This is a genomic window from Sphingosinicella ginsenosidimutans, assembly GCF_007995055.1.
GTDB classification, from domain to species: Bacteria; Pseudomonadota; Alphaproteobacteria; order Sphingomonadales; family Sphingomonadaceae; genus Allosphingosinicella; species Allosphingosinicella ginsenosidimutans.
In genome coordinates this window covers 1,146,289-1,164,421 of the sequence record NZ_VOQQ01000001.1, presented here as the reverse complement: position 1 = coordinate 1,164,421, position 18,133 = coordinate 1,146,289, and the positions used below count along the sequence as shown (strand labels likewise).

Annotated in this window: 13 protein-coding genes; 4 read left to right on the top strand and 9 right to left on the bottom strand. The window is 67.6% G+C overall.

Translation table 11 applies throughout. The annotated features are described in order from the left end of the window. Positions 1–3: 3 nt before the first annotated feature. The 3 genes from recQ to FRZ32_RS05755 are packed head-to-tail and all read right to left on the bottom strand — an operon-like array spanning position 4 to position 3,165. Positions 4–1,803, bottom strand: coding sequence for a DNA helicase RecQ (gene recQ / locus FRZ32_RS05765; protein ID WP_424141283.1), 1,800 nt, complete (start codon positions 1,801–1,803; stop codon positions 4–6). A 32-nt stretch (positions 1,804–1,835) separates the two neighbouring features. After that, positions 1,836–2,258: a DUF5990 family protein gene (locus tag FRZ32_RS05760; protein WP_147042622.1), complete on the bottom strand. Its 423-nt coding sequence runs from the start codon at positions 2,256–2,258 to the stop codon at positions 1,836–1,838. A 1-nt stretch (position 2,259) separates the two neighbouring features. Next, the gene (locus FRZ32_RS05755) at positions 2,260–3,165 is read right to left on the bottom strand and encodes a hypothetical protein (RefSeq protein ID WP_147042621.1); all 906 of its coding nucleotides are present in this window, start codon (positions 3,163–3,165) and stop codon (positions 2,260–2,262) included. 124 nt (positions 3,166–3,289) lie between these two features. Between FRZ32_RS05755 and gyrB the strand changes: the two genes are divergently transcribed. Beyond that, positions 3,290–5,773: a DNA topoisomerase (ATP-hydrolyzing) subunit B gene (gene gyrB, locus FRZ32_RS05750; RefSeq protein ID WP_147042620.1), complete on the top strand. Its 2,484-nt coding sequence runs from the start codon at positions 3,290–3,292 to the stop codon at positions 5,771–5,773. A 5-nt stretch (positions 5,774–5,778) separates the two neighbouring features. Next, a complete protein-coding gene (locus tag FRZ32_RS05745) occupies positions 5,779–6,159 on the top strand; it encodes an amino acid-binding protein (RefSeq protein ID WP_147042619.1) in 381 nt (126 codons plus the stop codon). 17 nt (positions 6,160–6,176) lie between these two features. On the opposite strand, the gene FRZ32_RS05740 is transcribed toward FRZ32_RS05745, so the two are convergent. Next, positions 6,177–7,919, bottom strand: a complete 1,743-nt coding sequence (locus FRZ32_RS05740) for a vWA domain-containing protein (RefSeq protein WP_243445204.1) — start codon at positions 7,917–7,919, stop codon at positions 6,177–6,179. A gap of 80 nt (positions 7,920–7,999) precedes the next feature. Next, complete coding sequence (locus tag FRZ32_RS05735) at positions 8,000–9,109, bottom strand: lycopene cyclase family protein (RefSeq protein WP_147042618.1); 1,110 nt, start codon at positions 9,107–9,109, stop codon at positions 8,000–8,002. A 109-nt stretch (positions 9,110–9,218) separates the two neighbouring features. On the opposite strand from FRZ32_RS05735, the gene dinB reads away from it, so the two are divergent. After that, positions 9,219–10,310: a DNA polymerase IV gene (dinB, locus tag FRZ32_RS05730; RefSeq protein ID WP_205008244.1), complete on the top strand. Its 1,092-nt coding sequence runs from the start codon at positions 9,219–9,221 to the stop codon at positions 10,308–10,310. A 37-nt stretch (positions 10,311–10,347) separates the two neighbouring features. Here the strand turns inward: dinB and FRZ32_RS05725 are convergent, their stop codons facing one another. Continuing rightward, the gene (locus tag FRZ32_RS05725) at positions 10,348–12,396 is read right to left on the bottom strand and encodes an NAD(+) synthase (RefSeq protein WP_147042617.1); all 2,049 of its coding nucleotides are present in this window, start codon (positions 12,394–12,396) and stop codon (positions 10,348–10,350) included. 164 nt (positions 12,397–12,560) lie between these two features. On the opposite strand from FRZ32_RS05725, the gene FRZ32_RS05720 reads away from it, so the two are divergent. Beyond that, complete coding sequence (locus FRZ32_RS05720; RefSeq protein ID WP_147042616.1) at positions 12,561–12,845, top strand: hypothetical protein; 285 nt, start codon at positions 12,561–12,563, stop codon at positions 12,843–12,845. 20 nt (positions 12,846–12,865) lie between these two features. Here the strand turns inward: FRZ32_RS05720 and FRZ32_RS05715 are convergent, their stop codons facing one another. The 3 genes from FRZ32_RS05715 to FRZ32_RS05705 are packed head-to-tail and all read right to left on the bottom strand — an operon-like array spanning position 12,866 to position 18,127. Beyond that, a complete protein-coding gene (locus tag FRZ32_RS05715; RefSeq protein WP_147042615.1) occupies positions 12,866–13,084 on the bottom strand; it encodes a hypothetical protein in 219 nt (72 codons plus the stop codon). Positions 13,085–13,092: 8 nt separating this feature from the next. After that, entirely contained in the window at positions 13,093–15,594 is a 2,502-nt protein-coding gene (locus tag FRZ32_RS05710; RefSeq protein ID WP_147042614.1) for an ABC transporter permease, read from the bottom strand. Between the two features lie 28 nt (positions 15,595–15,622). Beyond that, positions 15,623–18,127 carry an ABC transporter permease gene (locus tag FRZ32_RS05705; protein ID WP_147042613.1) on the bottom strand — a complete coding sequence of 835 codons (2,505 nt, stop codon included), beginning with the start codon at positions 18,125–18,127 and terminating at the stop codon, positions 15,623–15,625. Positions 18,128–18,133: the final 6 nt, after the last annotated feature.

Here is an 18,133-nt window from a genome sequence, read left to right as displayed (position 1 = left end):
CCTTCATTCGAAACCCCGGATGACCCCGACGAACGCCGCGCCGTAACGATCGAGCTTGGCGGCGCCGACGCCGCCGAGGCGCGAGAGCGCGTCGAGCGTCGTCGGTTTCGATTCGGCCATCTCGCGAAGCGTCGAATCGTGGAAGATCACATAGGGCGGCACGCCGGCTTGGGCTGCAAGCTCACGCCGTCGCGCGCGCAGCGCATCGAACAGCGGGTCGCCGATCGGGTTGTCGGTGCGTTCGGCGCGCCGGCGTCGGCCCCGTGGCGGCGGAGCGACGATCTCCAGGCCCTTCTCGCCCTTCAATATCTCCCGCGCATCGCCGGCGAGCTTCATCCCGCCATGTTCGGTGGCGGCGAGGCTGCCGCGCGCCTGGAGCGCCCGCGCGACGGGGCGGATCAACCGCGCCTCGTCGGCGCCGACGATGCCGAAGACCGACAGCCGGTCGTGACCGAGCTTCTCCACCCGCTCGTCGCTGCCGCCGGTCAGCACCTTTTCGAGATGACCGACGCCGAAGGACTGACCGGTGCGATAGACCGCCGAGAGCAGCTTGCGGGCAAGCTCGGTGGCATCGATCACGTCGGGAGCGCTGAGGCAGTTGTCGCAATTGCCGCAGCGCTCCGGCGGGTCCTCGCCGAAATGGCGAAGCAGGATCGCGCGGCGGCATCCGGGCGTCTCGACGAGCCGGGCAAGGGCATCGAGCCGGGCCCGCTCCCCGGCCTGGCGGCTGTCCTCGACCTCGCCGATCCGCTGCCGCGCGAGCGCGAAATCGCTCGCACCCCAGAAGAGATGGGCAACCGCCGGATCGCCATCGCGCCCCGCTCGCCCTGTCTCCTGATAATAAGCCTCGATCGACTTGGGGATGCCGGCATGGGCGACGAAGCGCACGTCGGGCTTGTCGATGCCCATGCCGAAGGCGACCGTCGCGACGATCACCATGTCCTCGGATTCGACGAAAGCGGCCTGGTTGCGTCGCCGCGTGTCGGGATCGAGCCCGGCATGATAAGCGCGCACCGGCCGTCCGCGCGCGCCGAGCTTTTCGACGAGCTTCTCGACCGCATTGCGGGTCGGCGCGTAGACGATGCCCGGCCCCGGCTGCGCGGCGATCAATTCGGCGATCTGCTTCGGCCCGTTGGTGCGCGGGCTGATCGCATAGCGGATGTTCGGCCGATCGAATCCGGCGACGATCAGGCCGTCGTCGGGGATGCCGAGCTGCTTCAATATGTCGGCGCGGGTGTGATGATCGGCGGTCGCGGTGAGCGCAAGCCGCGGCACCTTCGGCCGACTGTCGAGCAGGGGCCGCAGCAGCCGGTAATCGGGCCGGAAATCATGCCCCCATTCGGAGACGCAATGCGCCTCGTCGATCGCGAACAAGGCGATGGGGACGCGCGCAAGCAGGCTCTGGAATCCGTCGCCGGACGCACGCTCGGGCGCCGCGTAGAGCAGATCGAGTTCGCCGGCGCGGAGCCGCGCGATCGTCTCCTCGCGATTGGCGTCGGCGGACGTCAACGCCGCCGCGCGCAGGCCGAAGCCTTCAGCGGCGCGGATCTGGTCGTGCATGAGAGCGATGAGCGGCGAGATGACGATCGCGGTGCCCGTGCGCGCCAGCGCCGGCACCTGGTAGCAAAGCGATTTGCCGGCCCCGGTCGGCATCACGGCGAGCGTGTGCCGCCCCGCCATGACTCGATCGATCACCTTTTCCTGCACGCCGCGAAAGGCGGCGAAGCCGAAGGTGTCGTGGAGGATCGCCAACGGCGCGGTCATCGGCGCCGCGCCGTCGTCACGCCGGACCGGGTTTTGCATGACGGGCATCTATGTCGAACGCAGGCGCAAATCTAGACGACGCGCCATCGCACCGGCCGGATCGTCGCGCAGGCGGGGCTTCCATCCTTGGCGGTGCCGTCGATCGTGCCGACGATCGTCGCGCCCGCACGTGCCTTGTCGAGCAGGGGAGCTGGAATGTCGTGGATGTCGATCTTCATCCGCCGGTTCCAGGGCGACGCCGGATCGCCGGCCAGCTGCCCGATCCGCACATAGACGAAGCGCCGCGCCGGTCCCTCGCGGCGGACCTGGTCGCCGAAGAATTTCGGCCCGGGCGCGATGCGGATCGCAAAATCGAAGGCGATCGGACCGCCGGCGGCCGATGCCTTTGGGTCGAGCGGACCGCCGTCCTTCGCCTGAAGGCTGTGCGCGACGCCGGGAACCGGATTTTCGATGACGATCCGCATCCGGACCTCGGTCTGGCCGGACGCAACCACCTCAGCGTTCGATATAATGCAGGTCGATCAGGAAGTGCCTGAGCGCCTCCGGGTAATCAGGATAGCGGATCTGGTCGGCGTCCGGGCAGGCCTCGTTCTCCGGCATGACCCGGCGGCATCCCGGCGGCAGATCCCAGTCGACGTCGCGCCTGTAGGCCCGCAGCATCTCCGCCCAGGCAGCGTCGAACCGGCCGAGCCGGGCGGCCATCGCGACATAGCCGGCGCAGACGCCATTCGGGTTGATGTCGCCTTCCGGATGGAGGCAGAAATTGCGTGCGTCGCGGATCGCCTCCTCGAACAGCGGGCGGAATCCCGGACGGCTGGAGACGTCGACAAGCCGGCCGTCGACGATATTCCACACCTGCGGCGGCGGGTAGCTCTCGGCATAGCTGGAGAAGGCATAAAGGAAAGCACCGTCACGGAAGACGAAGTCGATCGTCCCGTCGCCGTCGATGTCGCGCGGCAATGCGTCGAGATAGTCGCCGTCATGCTCGCCAAGGTCGAAGACATGGAGCGCCCCGCCTTCGGGGACGATCGCTTTGATCGACGTGCAGCAATGGGCGCCGCCCGAAAAGCTCTGGAACAGGACATAGCGCCTGTGGGCGTCCCAATCGGCGACCGTGACGCGATGTTCGTAGCGCGGCGACGTATCATTGCCGTCCACCGTCACCGGCGCCATTCCGGGCATCGAGACGGTGAGGGAGAGGTGCTGCATGTCCGAGGACTCCCCCTCCCCCGTTTGCGGGCGCATGGCGAGGGTGAAGCCGCCCGCCCGATAGGTGACGGGTCGTGGATCACGTTCGGCCGACCAGTCGATATGCTGGCCCACCGCCGCCGTTCGCGCCCCCCTCTGTGCCGCGGCCGGCGCGGCGAGGATAAGGGCGGCGGCGAACAACGAGCGAATCATCAGCGGGACCTCCCCTGAGCGCTTCGATCTTGGCCCGCGAACGGTCGGCAGGCAAGCCGTGCAGGCAGCGGCCAATCGCGCGTTTTTCCTTGGGTTTCGGGGTGCGATTCCCTATATAATCGACATGGCATCCTCCCCCAATGAAAGCAGCTACGGCGCCGAATCCATCAAGGTGCTGAAAGGCCTCGATGCGGTCCGCAAGCGGCCCGGCATGTATATCGGCGACACCGACGACGGGTCGGGCCTCCACCACATGGTGTTCGAGGTCTCCGACAATGCGATCGACGAGGCGCTGGCTGGGCATTGCGACCTCATCCGCATCACCCTCAACGCCGACGGATCGGTCAGCGTCGAGGACAATGGTCGCGGCATCCCGACCGGCATCCACCCCGAGGAAGGCGTGTCGGCGGCCGAGGTCATCATGACCCAGCTCCATGCCGGCGGTAAGTTCGAGAACACGTCCGACGACAATGCCTACAAGGTCTCCGGCGGCCTGCACGGCGTCGGCGTCTCGGTGGTGAACGCGCTCAGCGAATGGCTCGATCTCACCATCTGGCGGGACGGCGAGGAGCATTATATGCGCTTCCGCCATGGCGATGCCGTCGCGCCGCTGAAGGTCGTCGGCCCGGCGGGCGAGAAAAAGGGGACCAGGGTCACCTTCCTGCCCAGCCCCGCCACCTTCAAGATCACCGAATTCGATTTCGAGAAGCTCGAGCACCGCTATCGCGAGCTCGCCTTCCTCAATTCAGGCGTCCGCCTGATCCTGACCGACGCCCGGCATGAGGAGGAGGTCTCCCACGAGCTTTATTACGAGGGCGGGATCGCGGCCTTCGTGAAATATCTCGATCGCGCCAAGACGCCGCTCATCCCCGAGCCGATCGCCGTCAGCGGGCAGCGCGACGATATCGGCATCGATGTCGCGCTGGAGTGGAACGACAGCTATTACGAGCAGGTCCTCTGCTTCACCAACAACATCCCGCAGCGCGACGGCGGCACGCACCTTGCCGCCTTCCGCGCCGCGCTCACCCGCACCCTCAACAATTATGCCGACAAGTCCGGCATGATGAAGAAGGAGAAGGTGAGCCTGACGGGCGAGGACATGCGCGAGGGCCTGACCGCGATCGTGTCGGTGAAGCTCCCCGATCCCAAGTTCGGGTCCCAGACCAAGGACAAGCTGGTGAGCTCCGAGGTCCGCCAGCCTCTCGAAAGTCTGATGGCGGACAAGCTGTCCGAATGGCTCGAGGAAAATCCCGGCCATGCCCGCACGATCATCCAGAAGATCATCGATGCAGCCGCGGCGCGCGAGGCCGCCCGCAAGGCGCGCGAGGCGAGCCGCAAGAGCGTGATGGGCATCGCCTCGCTCCCCGGCAAGCTCGCCGACTGCCAGGAGAAGGACCCGGCCAAGTCCGAGTTGTTCCTGGTCGAGGGCGACAGCGCCGGCGGCTCGGCCAAGCAGGGCCGCGACCGTCACTACCAGGCGATCCTGCCGCTCAAGGGCAAGATCCTGAACGTCGAGCGCGCCCGCTTCGATCGGATGCTCTCGTCGAAAGAGGTCGGCACGCTCATCCAGGCGATGGGCACCGGCATCGGCCGCGACGATTTCAACATCGACAAGCTGCGCTACCACAAGATCGTCATCATGACCGACGCCGATGTCGATGGCGCGCATATCCGCACGCTGCTGCTCACCTTCTTCTACCGGCAGATGCCGGAGATCATCGCGCGCGGCCATCTCTACATCGCCCAGCCGCCGCTCTACAAAGTCGCCAAGGGCCGGTCCGAGGTCTATCTCAAGGACAATGCGGCGCTCGACGACTATCTGATCGATGCCGGCGTCGGCTTGAGCGCGCTCGAAACCGCGCAGGGCCCCCGGTCCGGCGAGGACCTGCGGGCGCTTGCCGAGCATGCCCGCCGCGTTCGCGCGTTGATGGCCTATGTGCCGCGACGCTACGATCCCGGGCTCATCGAGGCGCTGGCGCTGACCGGCGCGCTCAATCCCGAGCAAGGCGCCGATGCGCTGGCGCTGACCCAGGAATGGCTGAACGCGGTCGACGACGAAGGGCGCTGGACCGCCGAGGAGGGCGAGGGCGGCGATTATATCCTGCGCCGGCTGTGGCGCGGCGTTACCGATCATCACGTGATCGACCACAAGTTCCTGGTCTCGGCCGAGGCGCGCAAGCTCCACGGTCTGGTCGTGCCCGAAGCCGCGACTTATGCCGATATCGCCCGCCTGGTCCCGCTCAAATCCTCGTCGGTCCAGACCGAGGAGGCCGAGGAGGCGGAGGAGAATGAGGGCGGCGCCGTGAAGACCCAGGCTCCCGATCCAAGGGGCGCGCTCGTCACGCGGCCGACCGAGCTCCTGGAGGCGATCCTCGCGGCCGGCCGCAAGGGGCTCAGCGTCCAGCGCTACAAGGGCCTCGGCGAGATGAACGCCGAGCAGCTGTGGGAGACCACGCTCGATCCCGAAAACCGGGCCATGCTCAAGGTGGAAGTCGCCCAGGCCGACGTGGCCGACGAGATTTTCACCCGCCTGATGGGCGACGTGGTGGAGCCGCGCCGTGACTTCATCCAGGAAAATGCGCTGAACGTGGCGAACCTGGACGTCTGACCCGCATGTACGACATCCACGTCCTCCTGCCCGACGAGCCCGGCGCTCTCGCCCGCTTCGGGCGCGCGCTCGGCGGCGCCGGGGTCAGCCTGGAGGGTGGCGGCGTGTTCACGGTGGACGGCGTCGGCCAGGCCCATTTCCTGGTGGAGGACGGCGAAGGCGCGCGCCGTGCCGCCGAAGCGGCAGGGCTTCGCGTGGCCGGCGTTCGCGAGGTCCTGATCCGCCGGCTCGATCAGGAGCGGGCGGGTGAGCTCGGCCGGATCGCCGCCGCGCTGGGCGATGCGGGGATCAACATCGTCACCCAGTATAGCGATCACGCCAACCGCCTCATCCTGGTCGTCGATGAGCCGGCGCCCGCCGCGGCGGTCACGCAGGACTGGTCCTGAAGCCGCCGGCGGCCGGGCTACCGATCCCGGTCGGCTGACCCGTGCCGCTGCGCCAGTTCGGCGAGCTGCAGGAATTCCCGCCGCCAGTAATTGTCGCCGGCATTGCGGGCGGCGAGCGATCGTGCATCGGCGAAGGTGAAGCCGCCCAAATTGGTGTCTCCGCGCAACAGCTGGCCATAGGCCGCGACGGCGGCGGCGAAAGCGCTGTCTCCCGCCGGCGCGCGGGCGGACCGGATCAGGCTCGCGCGCACCGGCTGCTCGATCAGCCGCGATCGTTCCTCGCCCGGCAGCTTGTAGCGGAGCCGCAGGAACGCGGCCTCGTCATTGCCGACGCCCTCGCCCTCGGCACGCCGGTTCGCGGCGTAGCGGCGGTCGGGCAGCCAGCCCTGCGACCCCGCCGGCACGATCTCGTAAAGCGCGGTCACCTGGTGGCCGGCACCGATATCGCCGGCATCGACCGCGTCGTTTGAAAAATCCTCCTCCCGAAGCGCCCGGTTCTCATAGCCGATCAGCCGATATTCGCTCACATAGGCCGGGTTGAACTCGACCTGGATCTTCACGTCCCTGGCGATCGTGAAGAGCGTTGCCGACAGCTCGTCCTGAAGCACCTTCTGCGCCTCGCGGGGGCTGTCGATATAGGCGTAGTTGCCGTTTCCGTGATCGGCGATCTGCTCCATCATCGCCTCGTTGTAATTGCCGGTGCCGAAGCCGAGCGTGGTCAGCGTGATCCCGGACTCGCGCTCGCGCTCGACCATGTTGACCAGCGCATCGCTGTTCGAGACGCCGACATTGAAATCGCCGTCGGTGGCGAGAAGGACGCGGTTGACCCCGCCCTCGATCATGCTCTGGCGGGCGATGCGGTAGGCGAGCTCGATGCCGGCCGCGCCCGCGGTCGATCCGCCGGCCTCCATTCGCTTCAGGGCATTGAGGATCGCACCCCGATCGTTGGTGGGCGCGAGGACGAGGCCGGCCGAGCCGGCATAGGCGACGATCGAAACCCGATCGCGCGGGCCGAGCTGGTGGGCGAGCAGGGCAAGCGCGCACTGGACGAGCGGCAGCTTGTCGCGGCTCCACATCGATCCCGACGTATCGACCAGGAAGACCAGATTGGCCGGGGGGCGTCCCGCGCGCGGCAGATCATAGCCGCGAAGCCCGACGCGCAGCAGCCGCGTATTCGCATTCCACGGGGTGGTCGTCATGTCCGTGGTGATGCTGAACGGCCGCGACCGATCCTCGGGACGCGGATAATCGTAGCGGAAGTAATTGAGCATCTCCTCGGTCCGCACCGCGGCTGCCGGCGGCATCCGCCCGGCGTTCAGCATCCGCCGGACATTGGCGTAGGAGCCGGTGTCGACATCGATCGAGAAGGTCGAAACCGGCGCGTCGGCAACGGCCTGAACGTTGGCCACCGCCTCGCCCCGATAACGCTCGCGATCCTCCAATTGCCGTATCGGGCTGCCCGCAACGAGGCCTGGCTGGGACGGCCGCGTCCCAGTCACCCTGGCTTGGGGGAGAACCATCGATGGCGGTGGTGGTGGCGGCGCCGAAGGCACGAAACCCGTCGCGCGTCCTGACCGCCCGCGGCCAGCCGCATAGCGATCCGGGTCGTCCCCGCCCGCGAGGAAGGGACGGCACAGCATGTCCGGATCGTCGATCGCGGCGGCCCGTTCCGCGCTCTGCGCGGCAAGCGGTGGTGGCGGGGCCGGCGGAAGCCCGCTCAGCAACAGCGCGGTGACGGTCGCGAAAGCCAATGCACGCATGCGTCCCTCCCTCCATGCGACAATGTTACATTGTCACACGAGTGGGGCTGAACGGCGGATGAACTGGGTCCGCGCGCAGTTCAGCCGCGCAGCGCGCGCTGGATCCGCATCCGGTCCGCAAGGCCCGTCCGCTCGGACAGCAGCCGTGTCACCGTCCCGGCATCGAGCCCGTAGAGGCGGTCGAACAGCGCGAGGCGGGTCTCGGGCGGGGCGGCCGCGATCGCCGCATTGATCGCCCGGCGCGGTTCGCGGCGGCGCCAGGCTTGCCGCGCGGAGGCCTCGAACAGGTCGTGAAGCGCGGCGCCGGAAAAGTCCCGCTGCCGCGCGAGCAGGGCGCCGTTGCGAAGGGCGTCGGCTGCGGTCGTCCCGTTCAGGGGATCCAGGAAGCCGCCTCGCAGCCCGAGCCTGGCGACCCGCGCGCCGCCGATGCGCCAGAAGGCGGCGAAGTCGCCGCCGATCGGCAGCGGCCGCGACAGCGTGCGCTCCGCCAGCACCTCGACAACGCGCCAGCCGCGCGCCGCAAGATAGGAATCGATCCGCGCGCCCGCCTCGGCATCGCCCTGCGCCCGCTCTGATGACACGATATCGGCGATGCGGAGCGCTCGATCGCCAACGGGTGTGACCTCGATATGGCCCGGACCGGCCCGCGGCACCGTGGCATCGATCAGCACAGGTCGATCCACGCCGTGCGGCGCGGCCAGCTCAACCTCCCGCTCCGTCCGCGCCTCGTAGAGCAATTCGAGCATCGACAGGTTGGCGGCGCCCCGGGCGTCGATCGCGCCTTCGGCCTTGATCGTCTCGCCGCCATCGAGGACGAGCGCATCGTCGCGCAAGGCGACCACCTTCGTGCCGAGCAGATACTGGTCGGGCCGCAGTGTCTCGACCATGATCGCGTGGAGCCCATCGCCGCCGATGCAGGCGAGCGGCGCCTTGAGCTTCCGGCTTTTGCCGGGGAGGGCGAGATAAAGGCCCGGCCAGGCCGCCGTCGCGGCGGCTTCGCCAAGCGCACGGGCTGCCTCGTCCAGACCATCGAGGCACAGAATCTGTGCGCCGGGGCCGCCGAATCGCGCCTGCTCCTCGACGATCAGCAGCGGCACGTCCGGCCGCAGGCGCGCCATCGCCAGCGCCGCGAGGCATCCTGCGACGCCGCCACCGGCGATCAGGATGCCGTCCCTCGTTCCCCTCGGCATAACCCTCCGCCTTTAGCGCATCGCGCGCGGTTGACGCCATGGCGCCGCACGTGTCGCCGCGTCATTTTGGGACTGTGCCGTGGCGCGGCGTCCGCTATAGGCACAAAGCGTGAACGCCGTGCCCGAAAGCTCGCCTGTCCGCAAGATCATCCATGTCGACATGGATGCCTTCTACGCCTCGGTCGAGCAGCGCGACGATCCTGCGCTCAGGGGAAAGCCGGTTGCGGTGGGCGGCATGCACCGCGGTGTCGTCGCCGCGGCGAGCTACGAGGCGCGCCGTTATGGCGTCCGCTCGGCCATGCCATCGGTCACCGCGCTCCGCCGCTGTCCCGACCTCGTCTTCGTGAAGCCGCGATTCGACGCCTATCGCGCGGTCTCGCAGCAGATCCGGGCGATCTTCCTCGACTATACGCCGCTCGTCGAGCCGCTCAGCCTCGACGAGGCCTATCTCGACGTCACCGAGGATTTGAAGGGCATCGGCGTCGCCACGCGCATCGCGGAGGAGATTCGCGCGCGCATCCGCGCTGAAACGGGCCTCACCGCGAGCGCCGGCGTCTCCTACAACAAATTCCTCGCCAAGCTCGCCAGCGACCAGAACAAGCCCGACGGCCTGTGCGTCATCCCGCCGGGCAAGGGCGAGGCGTTCGTCGCGGGACTCCCGGTTTCGCGATTCCATGGCGTCGGGCCGCGTACGGCGGAGAAGATGGCCCGGCTCGGAATCGAGACCGGGTCCGATCTGCGCGCGCAGAGCCTCGCCTTCCTGCAGCACAATTTCGGAAGCAGCGGCCAATATTTCCACGATCTCGCGCGCGGCATCTGCCACCGGCAGGTGCGGCCGGACCGGCCCTACAAGTCGATCGGCGCGGAGGACACCTTCTTCGACGACCTGAGCGACGAGGCGGACCTCGTCGCCGAGCTCGACCGGATCAGCCAGACCGTCTGGCGCCGGGTGACGGACAAGGGCCTTTCCGGCCGCACCGTCACCCTCAAGGTCAAATATCGCGACTTCCAGATCGTCTCGCGGGCCCGCACGCTTGATCGCCCGGTGCACGGCCGCGCGGAGTTCCTGGAGATCGGCTGCGCGCTGCTGCGCACGCTGCTTCCGGTGGCGAAGGGCGTGCGGCTGATGGGGCTCACTTTGTCGAAGCTCGACACGAAGGTCGGCGCGCCGCCGGTGCAGGAGCTCGAATTGCCGCTCTAGCTTCGGCCGTGGTCCCGGATGTGCGTCCCGAGCGGAATCATTCGTCGAACGCCGCCTTCAGCTCGTCCAGCCAGGGCGCCGCAGTGCCGTCGCTCGGCGCGCGCCAGTCGCCGCGCGGGGAGAGCGCGCCGCCCGAGGAGACCTTCGGGGCATTGGGGCTGGCGCTGCGCTTGAACTGCGAGATCTGGAAGAACCGGAAGAGGAAGACCTCCAGCCATTTGCGGATCGTCGCGAGGTCGTAGTCGCGCTTCAGCGCTTCGGGATAATCGTGCGGCCACAGATGCGCGCCTTTGTCCCGCCAGGCCTGCCAGGCGAGGAAGGCCACCTTGGACGGCGGCTGGCCGCTGCGCAGGATGTGGTAGAGGAAGAAATCGTGCAGCTCATAGGGGCCGATCCGCTCCTCGGTCCCCTCCGCGTCGGCGCCGGGCACCAGCTCCGGCGTGATCTTGGCGTCAAGGATCGACCGGAGCACCTTGTCGGTCTCGGGATCGAACTGGCCGGTGCGGATCGCCCAGCGGATCAGATACTGGATCAATGTCTTGGGCACGCCGGCATTGACGCCGTAATGGCTCATCTGGTCGCCGACGCCGTAGGTGGACCAGCCGAGCGCGATCTCGGACAGGTCGCCGGTGCCGACGACGAAGCCGTCATGCTGGTTGGCGAGCCGGAAGAGATAGTCGGTGCGAAGCCCCGCCTGCACGTTCTCGAACGTCACGTCATAGACCGGCTCCCCACCGGCGAAGGGGTGGCCCATGTCGGCGAGCATCTGGCGGGCGGCGGGGCGGATGTCGATTTCGGCCGCCGTGACGCCCAGCGTCTTCATCAGCGCGTGGGCATTGGCCTTGCTCGCCTCGCCGGTCGCAAAGCCCGGCATGGTGAATCCGAGGATCGCGCTTCGATCCAGCCCGAGCGTGTCGCAGGCCTTGGCGGCGACGATGAGCGCGTGGGTGGAATCGAGGCCGCCCGACACGCCGATGACGAGCCGGCGGCCGTTGGTCGCCTGGAACCGCCGGGCCAGGCCCTGGACCTGGATGTTGAACGCCTCGTAGCAATCCTGGTCGAGCTGCTCGGGGCGGTTGGGAACATAGGGAAAGCGGCGCAGCGTCCGTTCGAGCCCGATATCGCCAGCAGCCGGCGGGTGGGAAAAGCCGATGCGGCGGAACCCTTTTTCCGGAAAGCCGGCGGCGCGGGCGGCGTCGGCGAAGGTGCCGGTGCGCAGCCGCTCGAGCCGCAGGCGCTGGAGGTCGATATCGGCGACGCACAGCTCGGGATCGGCCTCGAACCGCGACGAGGCGGCGAGCAGCTCGCCAAGCTCGTAGATTGATCCCTGCCCGTCCCAGGCGAGATCGGTCGTGCTCTCGCCCGGCCCCGAGGCCGAAAAGACATAGGCGGCGGCACAGCGTGCCGACTGGCTGGCGCACAGCAGGGCGCGCTCGTCCGCCTTGCCGATGGTGATGTTCGATGCCGAGAGATTCGCGAGGATCAGCGCGCCGGCAAGCGCGCCCTGCGTCGATGGCGGGGCCGGCGCCCAGAAATCCTCGCAAATCTCGACATGGAAGACGAAGTCCGCAATCTCGTCGGCGGCGAAGAGCAGGTCGGGGCCGAAGGGCGCGTTCTGTCCGGCCAGCGCGATCTTCTCTCCGTCGAGGCCAAGGCCCGACGCGAACCAGCGCTTCTCGTAATATTCGCGGTAATTGGGGAGGAAGCTCTTCGGCACGACGCCGAGGATCGCGCCTCTCGACATGACCACCGCGCAATTGTGGAGCCGCCCTGTCTTCCTGACCGGCGCCCCGACCAGCAGCACCGGCGCGAGCCTCGCGGTCTCGGCGGCGAGGCGCGCGATCCCCTGCTCCACCGCGTCGAGAAAGGCGTCCTGCAGGAAGAGGTCGTCGACGGCATAGGAGGAGAGGTTGAGCTCGGGAAAGACGACGAGATCGACCTTTCGCTCATGCGCCTCGCGCGCAAGCGCGATCGCCTGGTCGACGTTGAAGGCGACGTCCCCGGCGGAAGCGCGCGGCGTCGCCGCGGCCACGCGAACGAAGCCGTGCCGGTGGATCGCCGCGAAGCCCGCCGGAATGTCGCCCATCAATCGCCTCCGTTGCGCTTTGGCCGCCGCCCGGGAACCGCGCCCTGCGCCGATTGTTCCTGAACCGCAATTGTGAGAACAATAGGGACGGATTCGCCGCGCCCCAAGCCCCGCCGCCGATTCCGCGAGCGCCGGGCCGGTGCGCTGCTTCGAGGGAGCGTGATATGGCCTTGAACAAGACCCAGAAAGTGATCGCCGCCTGCGTCGCGGCCGGAACCGGGCTCGCCGCCGCGCTCGTCGCCCGGCGCTGGGGGCGGCGCGGCGATCCCGACGCGCTGGACGCCGTCGCCCATGCCAGCGGCAAGAGCGAGCCGAGCCCGGGCGCGACGCGATCCGCCGGGCCCGACGCGATGCGCGATCCGCCCAACGAATGGGACCAGGTCGATCAGGCGGTCGACGAAAGCTTCCCGGCCAGCGATCCGCCGCCGGTCAGCCCGCACGTCGACTGACGGCCGGCACGGCGCCAAACCTAAAGCTCGACGTCGTCGGCGATCGCCTCCAGCTTGCGGAGCCGCTCGCGCACGTCGGCGAGCTCGATGCGTACCCCCGTCTCGCCCTCGGCGCCGGGCGAAGAGCGGCCGATCTCCAGCCGTCTCAAATCGAGCCAGGCCGTCCACGCGCGCAATGCGGTCGCGCACACGAGGATGGTCGCGGCGAGCAGGGTGCCGGGAAGGATGAAGTCGCTCATCGTCGGTCCTATTCGTAACGAAGCGCAAGGATGGGGTTGGCGCGCGCGACCTTCAGCGCGTGGCCCGCGATCGTTCCCATCGCGATGGCAAGCGCGACAAGTCCGGCAAGGACGAATGGCGCCGGCCCGAGATCGATGCGCGCATCGAAGCCGTTGAGCCAGCTTCGCATCATCCACCAGGCGACCGGCCAGGCGATCAGGTTGGCGATGATGATCGGCTTGGAAAACTGCCAGGCGAGAAGCCGGACGATGTCGCGGGTGCGCGCACCGAGCACCTTCCTGATGCCGATTTCCTTGGTTCGCCGCTCGGCGGTGAACGCCGCGAGGCCGAAGAGGCCGAGGCAGGCGACGACGATCGCGAGCAAGGCGAAGCCGGCAAAGGCCCGCGCACGCGCGTCCTCGGCCTTGTAGAGCTTGAGCATGATATCGTCGCTGAAGGCGGCGTCGAACGGAACCTCCGTGGTGATGCCGCGCCACACCTGCGCGGCGGCTGCGCGCACCTGGGCCGGATTGCCGTGGAAGCGGACGATCAGATGGGAATGGCCGCTGTTCACGTTGCCGAACATGATCGGATCGACGGGAAGCTTCACCGAACGGAAGCGAGCGTCGGCGACGACTCCGATCACGGTCACCGGCACCAGCCCGATTTCGTTGTCCACCAGGGCGGCACGGTAGGTATGGCCGACGGCATCCGCCGGGTTGCGGAAGCCGAGCCGCCGGGCCGCAAGCTCGTTGATCACGATATTGGCGCCGCGCGCCGCCAGCGCCCGCTCCGCCGCGGGGTTGGACGGGTAAGGCAGGGTCATGTCGTCGAGCGGACGGCCCTCGTCGAACCATCGGCCGGCGACCAGCCGGAGGCCCATCGCGGCGAAAAAGCCTTCGTCGACCTGGTAGGTGCCGATCGTCACCGGCTCGGTCCGGCCGGGGACCATGATGCCGGTATTGTTGTTATTGTCGGTGGCGACGCCGATCGTCGTCCGCCCCACGGCCTCGACGCCGGGAATGCGGCGCATCCGTTCCTCCAGCGCCTGGCCCTTGTCGAGCAGCTGATAGCGCGAAAGCTCGCCGATCTGCATGATGTGGCTGCGATTGAAGCCGGGATCGAGCGTGCGCGCGTATACGGTCTGGCCGTAGATGACCGCGGTGCAGATGATGAGGCCGATCGAAACCGCGAACTGGGCGACGACAAGGATGCTGCGCAGCCGTCCGGTCCCCGCCGTCTCGGACGAGGATTTGTTCGCCTTCAGCACCGCCGCAGGCTCGAAACGCGACAGGAAGAAAGCGGGGTAGAGGCCGCCCATCACCCCGACGATGACCACCAGGATGAGGGCCGGCAGTGCGATGCCATCGCTGCCCAGATAATGGACGCGGATGTCCGCGCCGAGGAAATCGGCGAAGAGGGGCATGGTAAGCTCCACGAGCGCGAGCGCGATCAGCATCGCGACGCCGACCATGACCACCGATTCGCCCACGAACTGGACAATCAGCTGGCGCCGGCTCGCCCCCAACGTCTTCCGGAGCGCCACCTCGCGGGCGCGCTGGCTGGCGCGGGCGGTGGCGAGATTGGTGAAGTTGACAACCGCCATGCCGAGGATCAGCAGCGCGACGATCGCGAAGGTGACGATGGTCGAACGATCGTTGCCCGGCGCCATCGCTGCCGCCTGGGCGCGGCCGAGATGAATGTCCTGCAGGTTGACGAAGTGCCAGTCCTGGTCGTCGCCGGCGTTGAAACGCGCCTCGCCCGCATTTTCGTCGGGAATCACGCGATGCTCCCAGGCCTGGAGGCCGGCGGTGATCGCGCCGACATCGGCACCGGGACGCAGCTTCACATAGACCCAGCCGTTCTGGCAGCCCCAGCAGGTCAGTACGTTGGGCTGATCGGAATTGTAGGCGACGAAATCGATCCGCGCGAGCGCATCGATCCGGAAGTGCGAGTTGCGCGGAAGATCGCGCAGGATGCCTGTGATCCGGAAGTCGCGCCGCTGGCCGCGGGTGATGAGCGTCATCGTCTGGCCGACGACATTGTCGGTGCCGAAGCGGCGCCGCGCTTCGGATTGGGTCATCACCGCGCTGTTGACCTGCGACAGGGCGGTGCGCGCGTCGCCGCGAAGCAGGGGAAGGGGCACGACGTCGAGGAAATTGCCGTCCACCCACAGATAGTTCTCGGTCGCCGTCGCCTGGCCGTCACGATAGAAGACCGGCGTGTTGTTGTTGACGTAGACCTCCTGCTCGATCTGCGGGAAACTGTCCTTCAGCGACTTGCCGGCCGCATAGGGCGTCATCTGGAACTGGTCCTCGCGGCCCGTCTCGGACGATCGGTACCAGCTCTGGACCTGGAAGATTCGATCGCCGTCCGGGATCCAGCGGTCATAGCTGGTCTCGTAGCGGACATAGAGCAGGATCATCAGGCAGGCCGCGAGACCGATGGCGAGCCCGAAGATGTTGATGAACGCATAGGTCTTGTTCTTGATCAGCGAGCGCAGGCCGACCGTCAGATAGTTGCGCCACATCTCCCCACTCCCTCTGCCACAGCCCGGCCTATTCGTATCTCAGCGCGTGGATCGGATTGGCTCGCGCGACCTTGAAGGCGTGTCCCGCAATCGTTCCCATCGCGATGGCGAGGGCGAGCAGGCCGGCGAACAGGAACGGCAGCGGACCAAGGTCGATGCGCGTGTCGAACGTGTTCAGCCAACCGCGCATCAGCCACCAGGCGATCGGCCAGGCGATGAGGTTCGCGATCACCACCGGCTTGGAGAATTGCCAGGCAAGCAGGCGCACGATGTTGGGCGTGCGGGCGCCGAGCACCTTGCGGATTCCGATCTCCTTCGTCCGCCGTTCCGCGGTGAACGCGGCGAGACCGAACAGCCCGAGCGCGGCGACGACCACGGCGAGGACCGCGAAGCCCGCGAACACTTTGGCGCGCGCTTCGTCGGCGGCATAGAGAGCGGCGTTGCGTTCCTCGCTGAATTCGGCCTGGAACGTCATGTCGGACAGCATCTGCTTCCAGACCCGCTCGATCCGCTCGCGTGTGCCGCGAGGATCGGAGCCATCGTGACGGACCAGCAGGGTCGTCGTCGATCGCTCGTCCCACGCGAACATGATCGGCTCGACGGGCAGGCGGATCGTGCGAAAGCGCGAATCCTTGACCACGCCGATGATTCGGGACGGCACCAGGCCATATTGGTCCTCGACGGTGGATGCGCGCACGACGTGACCGACGGCGTCGGCGGGATTGTTGAAGCCGAGCCGCCGCGCGGCGAGCTCGTTCACGACGATATTCTGCCCGCGCGCGACCAGCGCCCGCTGCGCTTCGGGCGTCGCGACATAGGGCTGGTCGAGATTGTCCGCCTCGCGATTGGGATCGAAAAGGCGCCCGGCGACAAGATCGATCCCCATCGTGCGGAAGAAGGCGGGATCGACCTGATAGGTGCCGATCAGAACCGGATCCGGATGCCCCGCCACCTCAACCCCGCTCTGCGAGGTGCTGCCGGTGGAAACGCCGATCGTCGAGCGCGCGACCGAGACGACGCCGGGTACCCGGCGGATCGCATCGATCACCGAATCGGCGCGGTCGACGAACTGGCGGCGCCCGATCCCGGTGATCTGGATGATCCCGTCGCGATGATAGCCGGGATCGACCGAGCGCGCGTAGACGGTCTGCGCATAGACCACGGTGGTGCAGATGATGAGGCCGATCGAAACCGCGAACTGGGCGACGACCAGGATGTTGCGCAGGGCGCCTGACCCGGTCGCGTCGGCCGAGGATTTGTTCGCCTTCAGCACCCGGGCGGGCTGGAAGCGGCTGAGGTAGAAGGCGGGATAGACGCCGCCCGCGGCGCCGACCAGGATGACGAGGAGCAGTATGGGGAGCAGCATCCCGTCCGCGCCGAAATAGCGCATCGCCAGATCGGCATCGAGGAAATGCGCGAGCGCCGGAAGGAGCAGCTCGACCAGCGCGAGCGCGAGCAGCATCGCGATCGCGGCGATCAGGATGGATTCGGCGAGGAACTGGGTCACGAGCTGCCGCCGTGTCGCGCCGAGCACCTTGCGCAGCGCCACCTCGCGGGCCCGCTGCCCGGCGCGCGCGGTGGCAAGGTTGGTGAAATTGACGCAGGCCATGCCGAGAATGAGGAAGGCGATGATCGTGAAGGTTGCGATCGTGCGGTGATCGTTGACCGGAGTCATCGCGCCGACCTTGGCGCCGCCCAGATGGACGTCGCGGATGTTGACGATGCGGTAATCCTGGGTGTCGCCCTGGTTGACGGTGCGGTTGCCGAACTGGTCGTCCGGAATGTTGCGCCGCTTCCATGCCGGAATCTGCGCCTGCATCGCGGCGATGTCGGTGCCGGGGCGCACATTGAAATAGAACCAGCCCGACTGCCAGCCCCACGACGTCAGCATCTGCGGCGTCGTCGTGAAGGCGGTCGCCGGATCGACACGCAACAGCATCGAGAATTCGACATGGCTGTTGTGGGGCAGATCGCGGGCGATGCCGGTGACGCGATAGTCGACCGGTCGCCCGTCCCACATCACGGTCAGCGTCTGGCCCATCGCCCGCGCGCTGCCGAACAGGCGCTGCGCCTCGCGCTGGGTGAGCACCACCGATCCCGCCTGCGCGAGCGCCTGATTCGGATCGCCTTCGACAAGCGGGAATTGCAGGACATCGAAGAAGCGATTGTCGACGAGCAGCGCGTCGTCGACCGACAGCGCCTCGCCATTGCGGATCACCGTGGCCCCGTTCGACCAGACGTAGACGGAATTCCCGACCTGCGGGAAGGACGCGCGGAAATGCTGGCCCGACGTGTAGGACGTCATCTGCAGCTGGGTGACTTCGCCGGTCTGCGGGTTCGTATTGTCGAGCTGCAGCTGATAGCTGTTCTCGGCATTGGGCACCCATTGGTCGTAGCTCGTCTCGTAACGCACGTAGATGAGCAGCATCAGGCACGCGGCGAGGCCGATGGCGAGGCCGAAGACGTTGATGAAGGCATAGGTCTTGTTCTTGACCAGCGCCCTGACCCCAACGGTCACATAGTTACGCCACATGCTTCA

Bases quoted from the DNA above. Each gene is read 5' to 3' on its own strand.
- recQ (WP_424141283.1), bottom strand. From the start codon at position 1,803: ATGCAAAACCCGGTCCGGCGTGACGACGGCGCGGCGCCGATGACCGCG.
- FRZ32_RS05755 (WP_147042621.1), bottom strand. From the start codon at position 3,165: ATGATTCGCTCGTTGTTCGCCGCCGCCCTTATCCTCGCCGCGCCGGCC.
- gyrB (WP_147042620.1), top strand. From the start codon at position 3,290: ATGGCATCCTCCCCCAATGAAAGCAGCTACGGCGCCGAATCCATCAAG.
- FRZ32_RS05745 (WP_147042619.1), top strand. From the start codon at position 5,779: ATGTACGACATCCACGTCCTCCTGCCCGACGAGCCCGGCGCTCTCGCC.
- FRZ32_RS05740 (WP_243445204.1), bottom strand. From the start codon at position 7,919: ATGCGTGCATTGGCTTTCGCGACCGTCACCGCGCTGTTGCTGAGCGGG.
- FRZ32_RS05735 (WP_147042618.1), bottom strand. From the start codon at position 9,109: ATGCCGAGGGGAACGAGGGACGGCATCCTGATCGCCGGTGGCGGCGTC.
- FRZ32_RS05725 (WP_147042617.1), bottom strand. From the start codon at position 12,396: ATGGGCGACATTCCGGCGGGCTTCGCGGCGATCCACCGGCACGGCTTC.
- FRZ32_RS05720 (WP_147042616.1), top strand. From the start codon at position 12,561: ATGGCCTTGAACAAGACCCAGAAAGTGATCGCCGCCTGCGTCGCGGCC.
- FRZ32_RS05715 (WP_147042615.1), bottom strand. From the start codon at position 13,084: ATGAGCGACTTCATCCTTCCCGGCACCCTGCTCGCCGCGACCATCCTC.
- FRZ32_RS05710 (WP_147042614.1), bottom strand. From the start codon at position 15,594: ATGTGGCGCAACTATCTGACGGTCGGCCTGCGCTCGCTGATCAAGAAC.
- FRZ32_RS05705 (WP_147042613.1), bottom strand. From the start codon at position 18,127: ATGTGGCGTAACTATGTGACCGTTGGGGTCAGGGCGCTGGTCAAGAAC.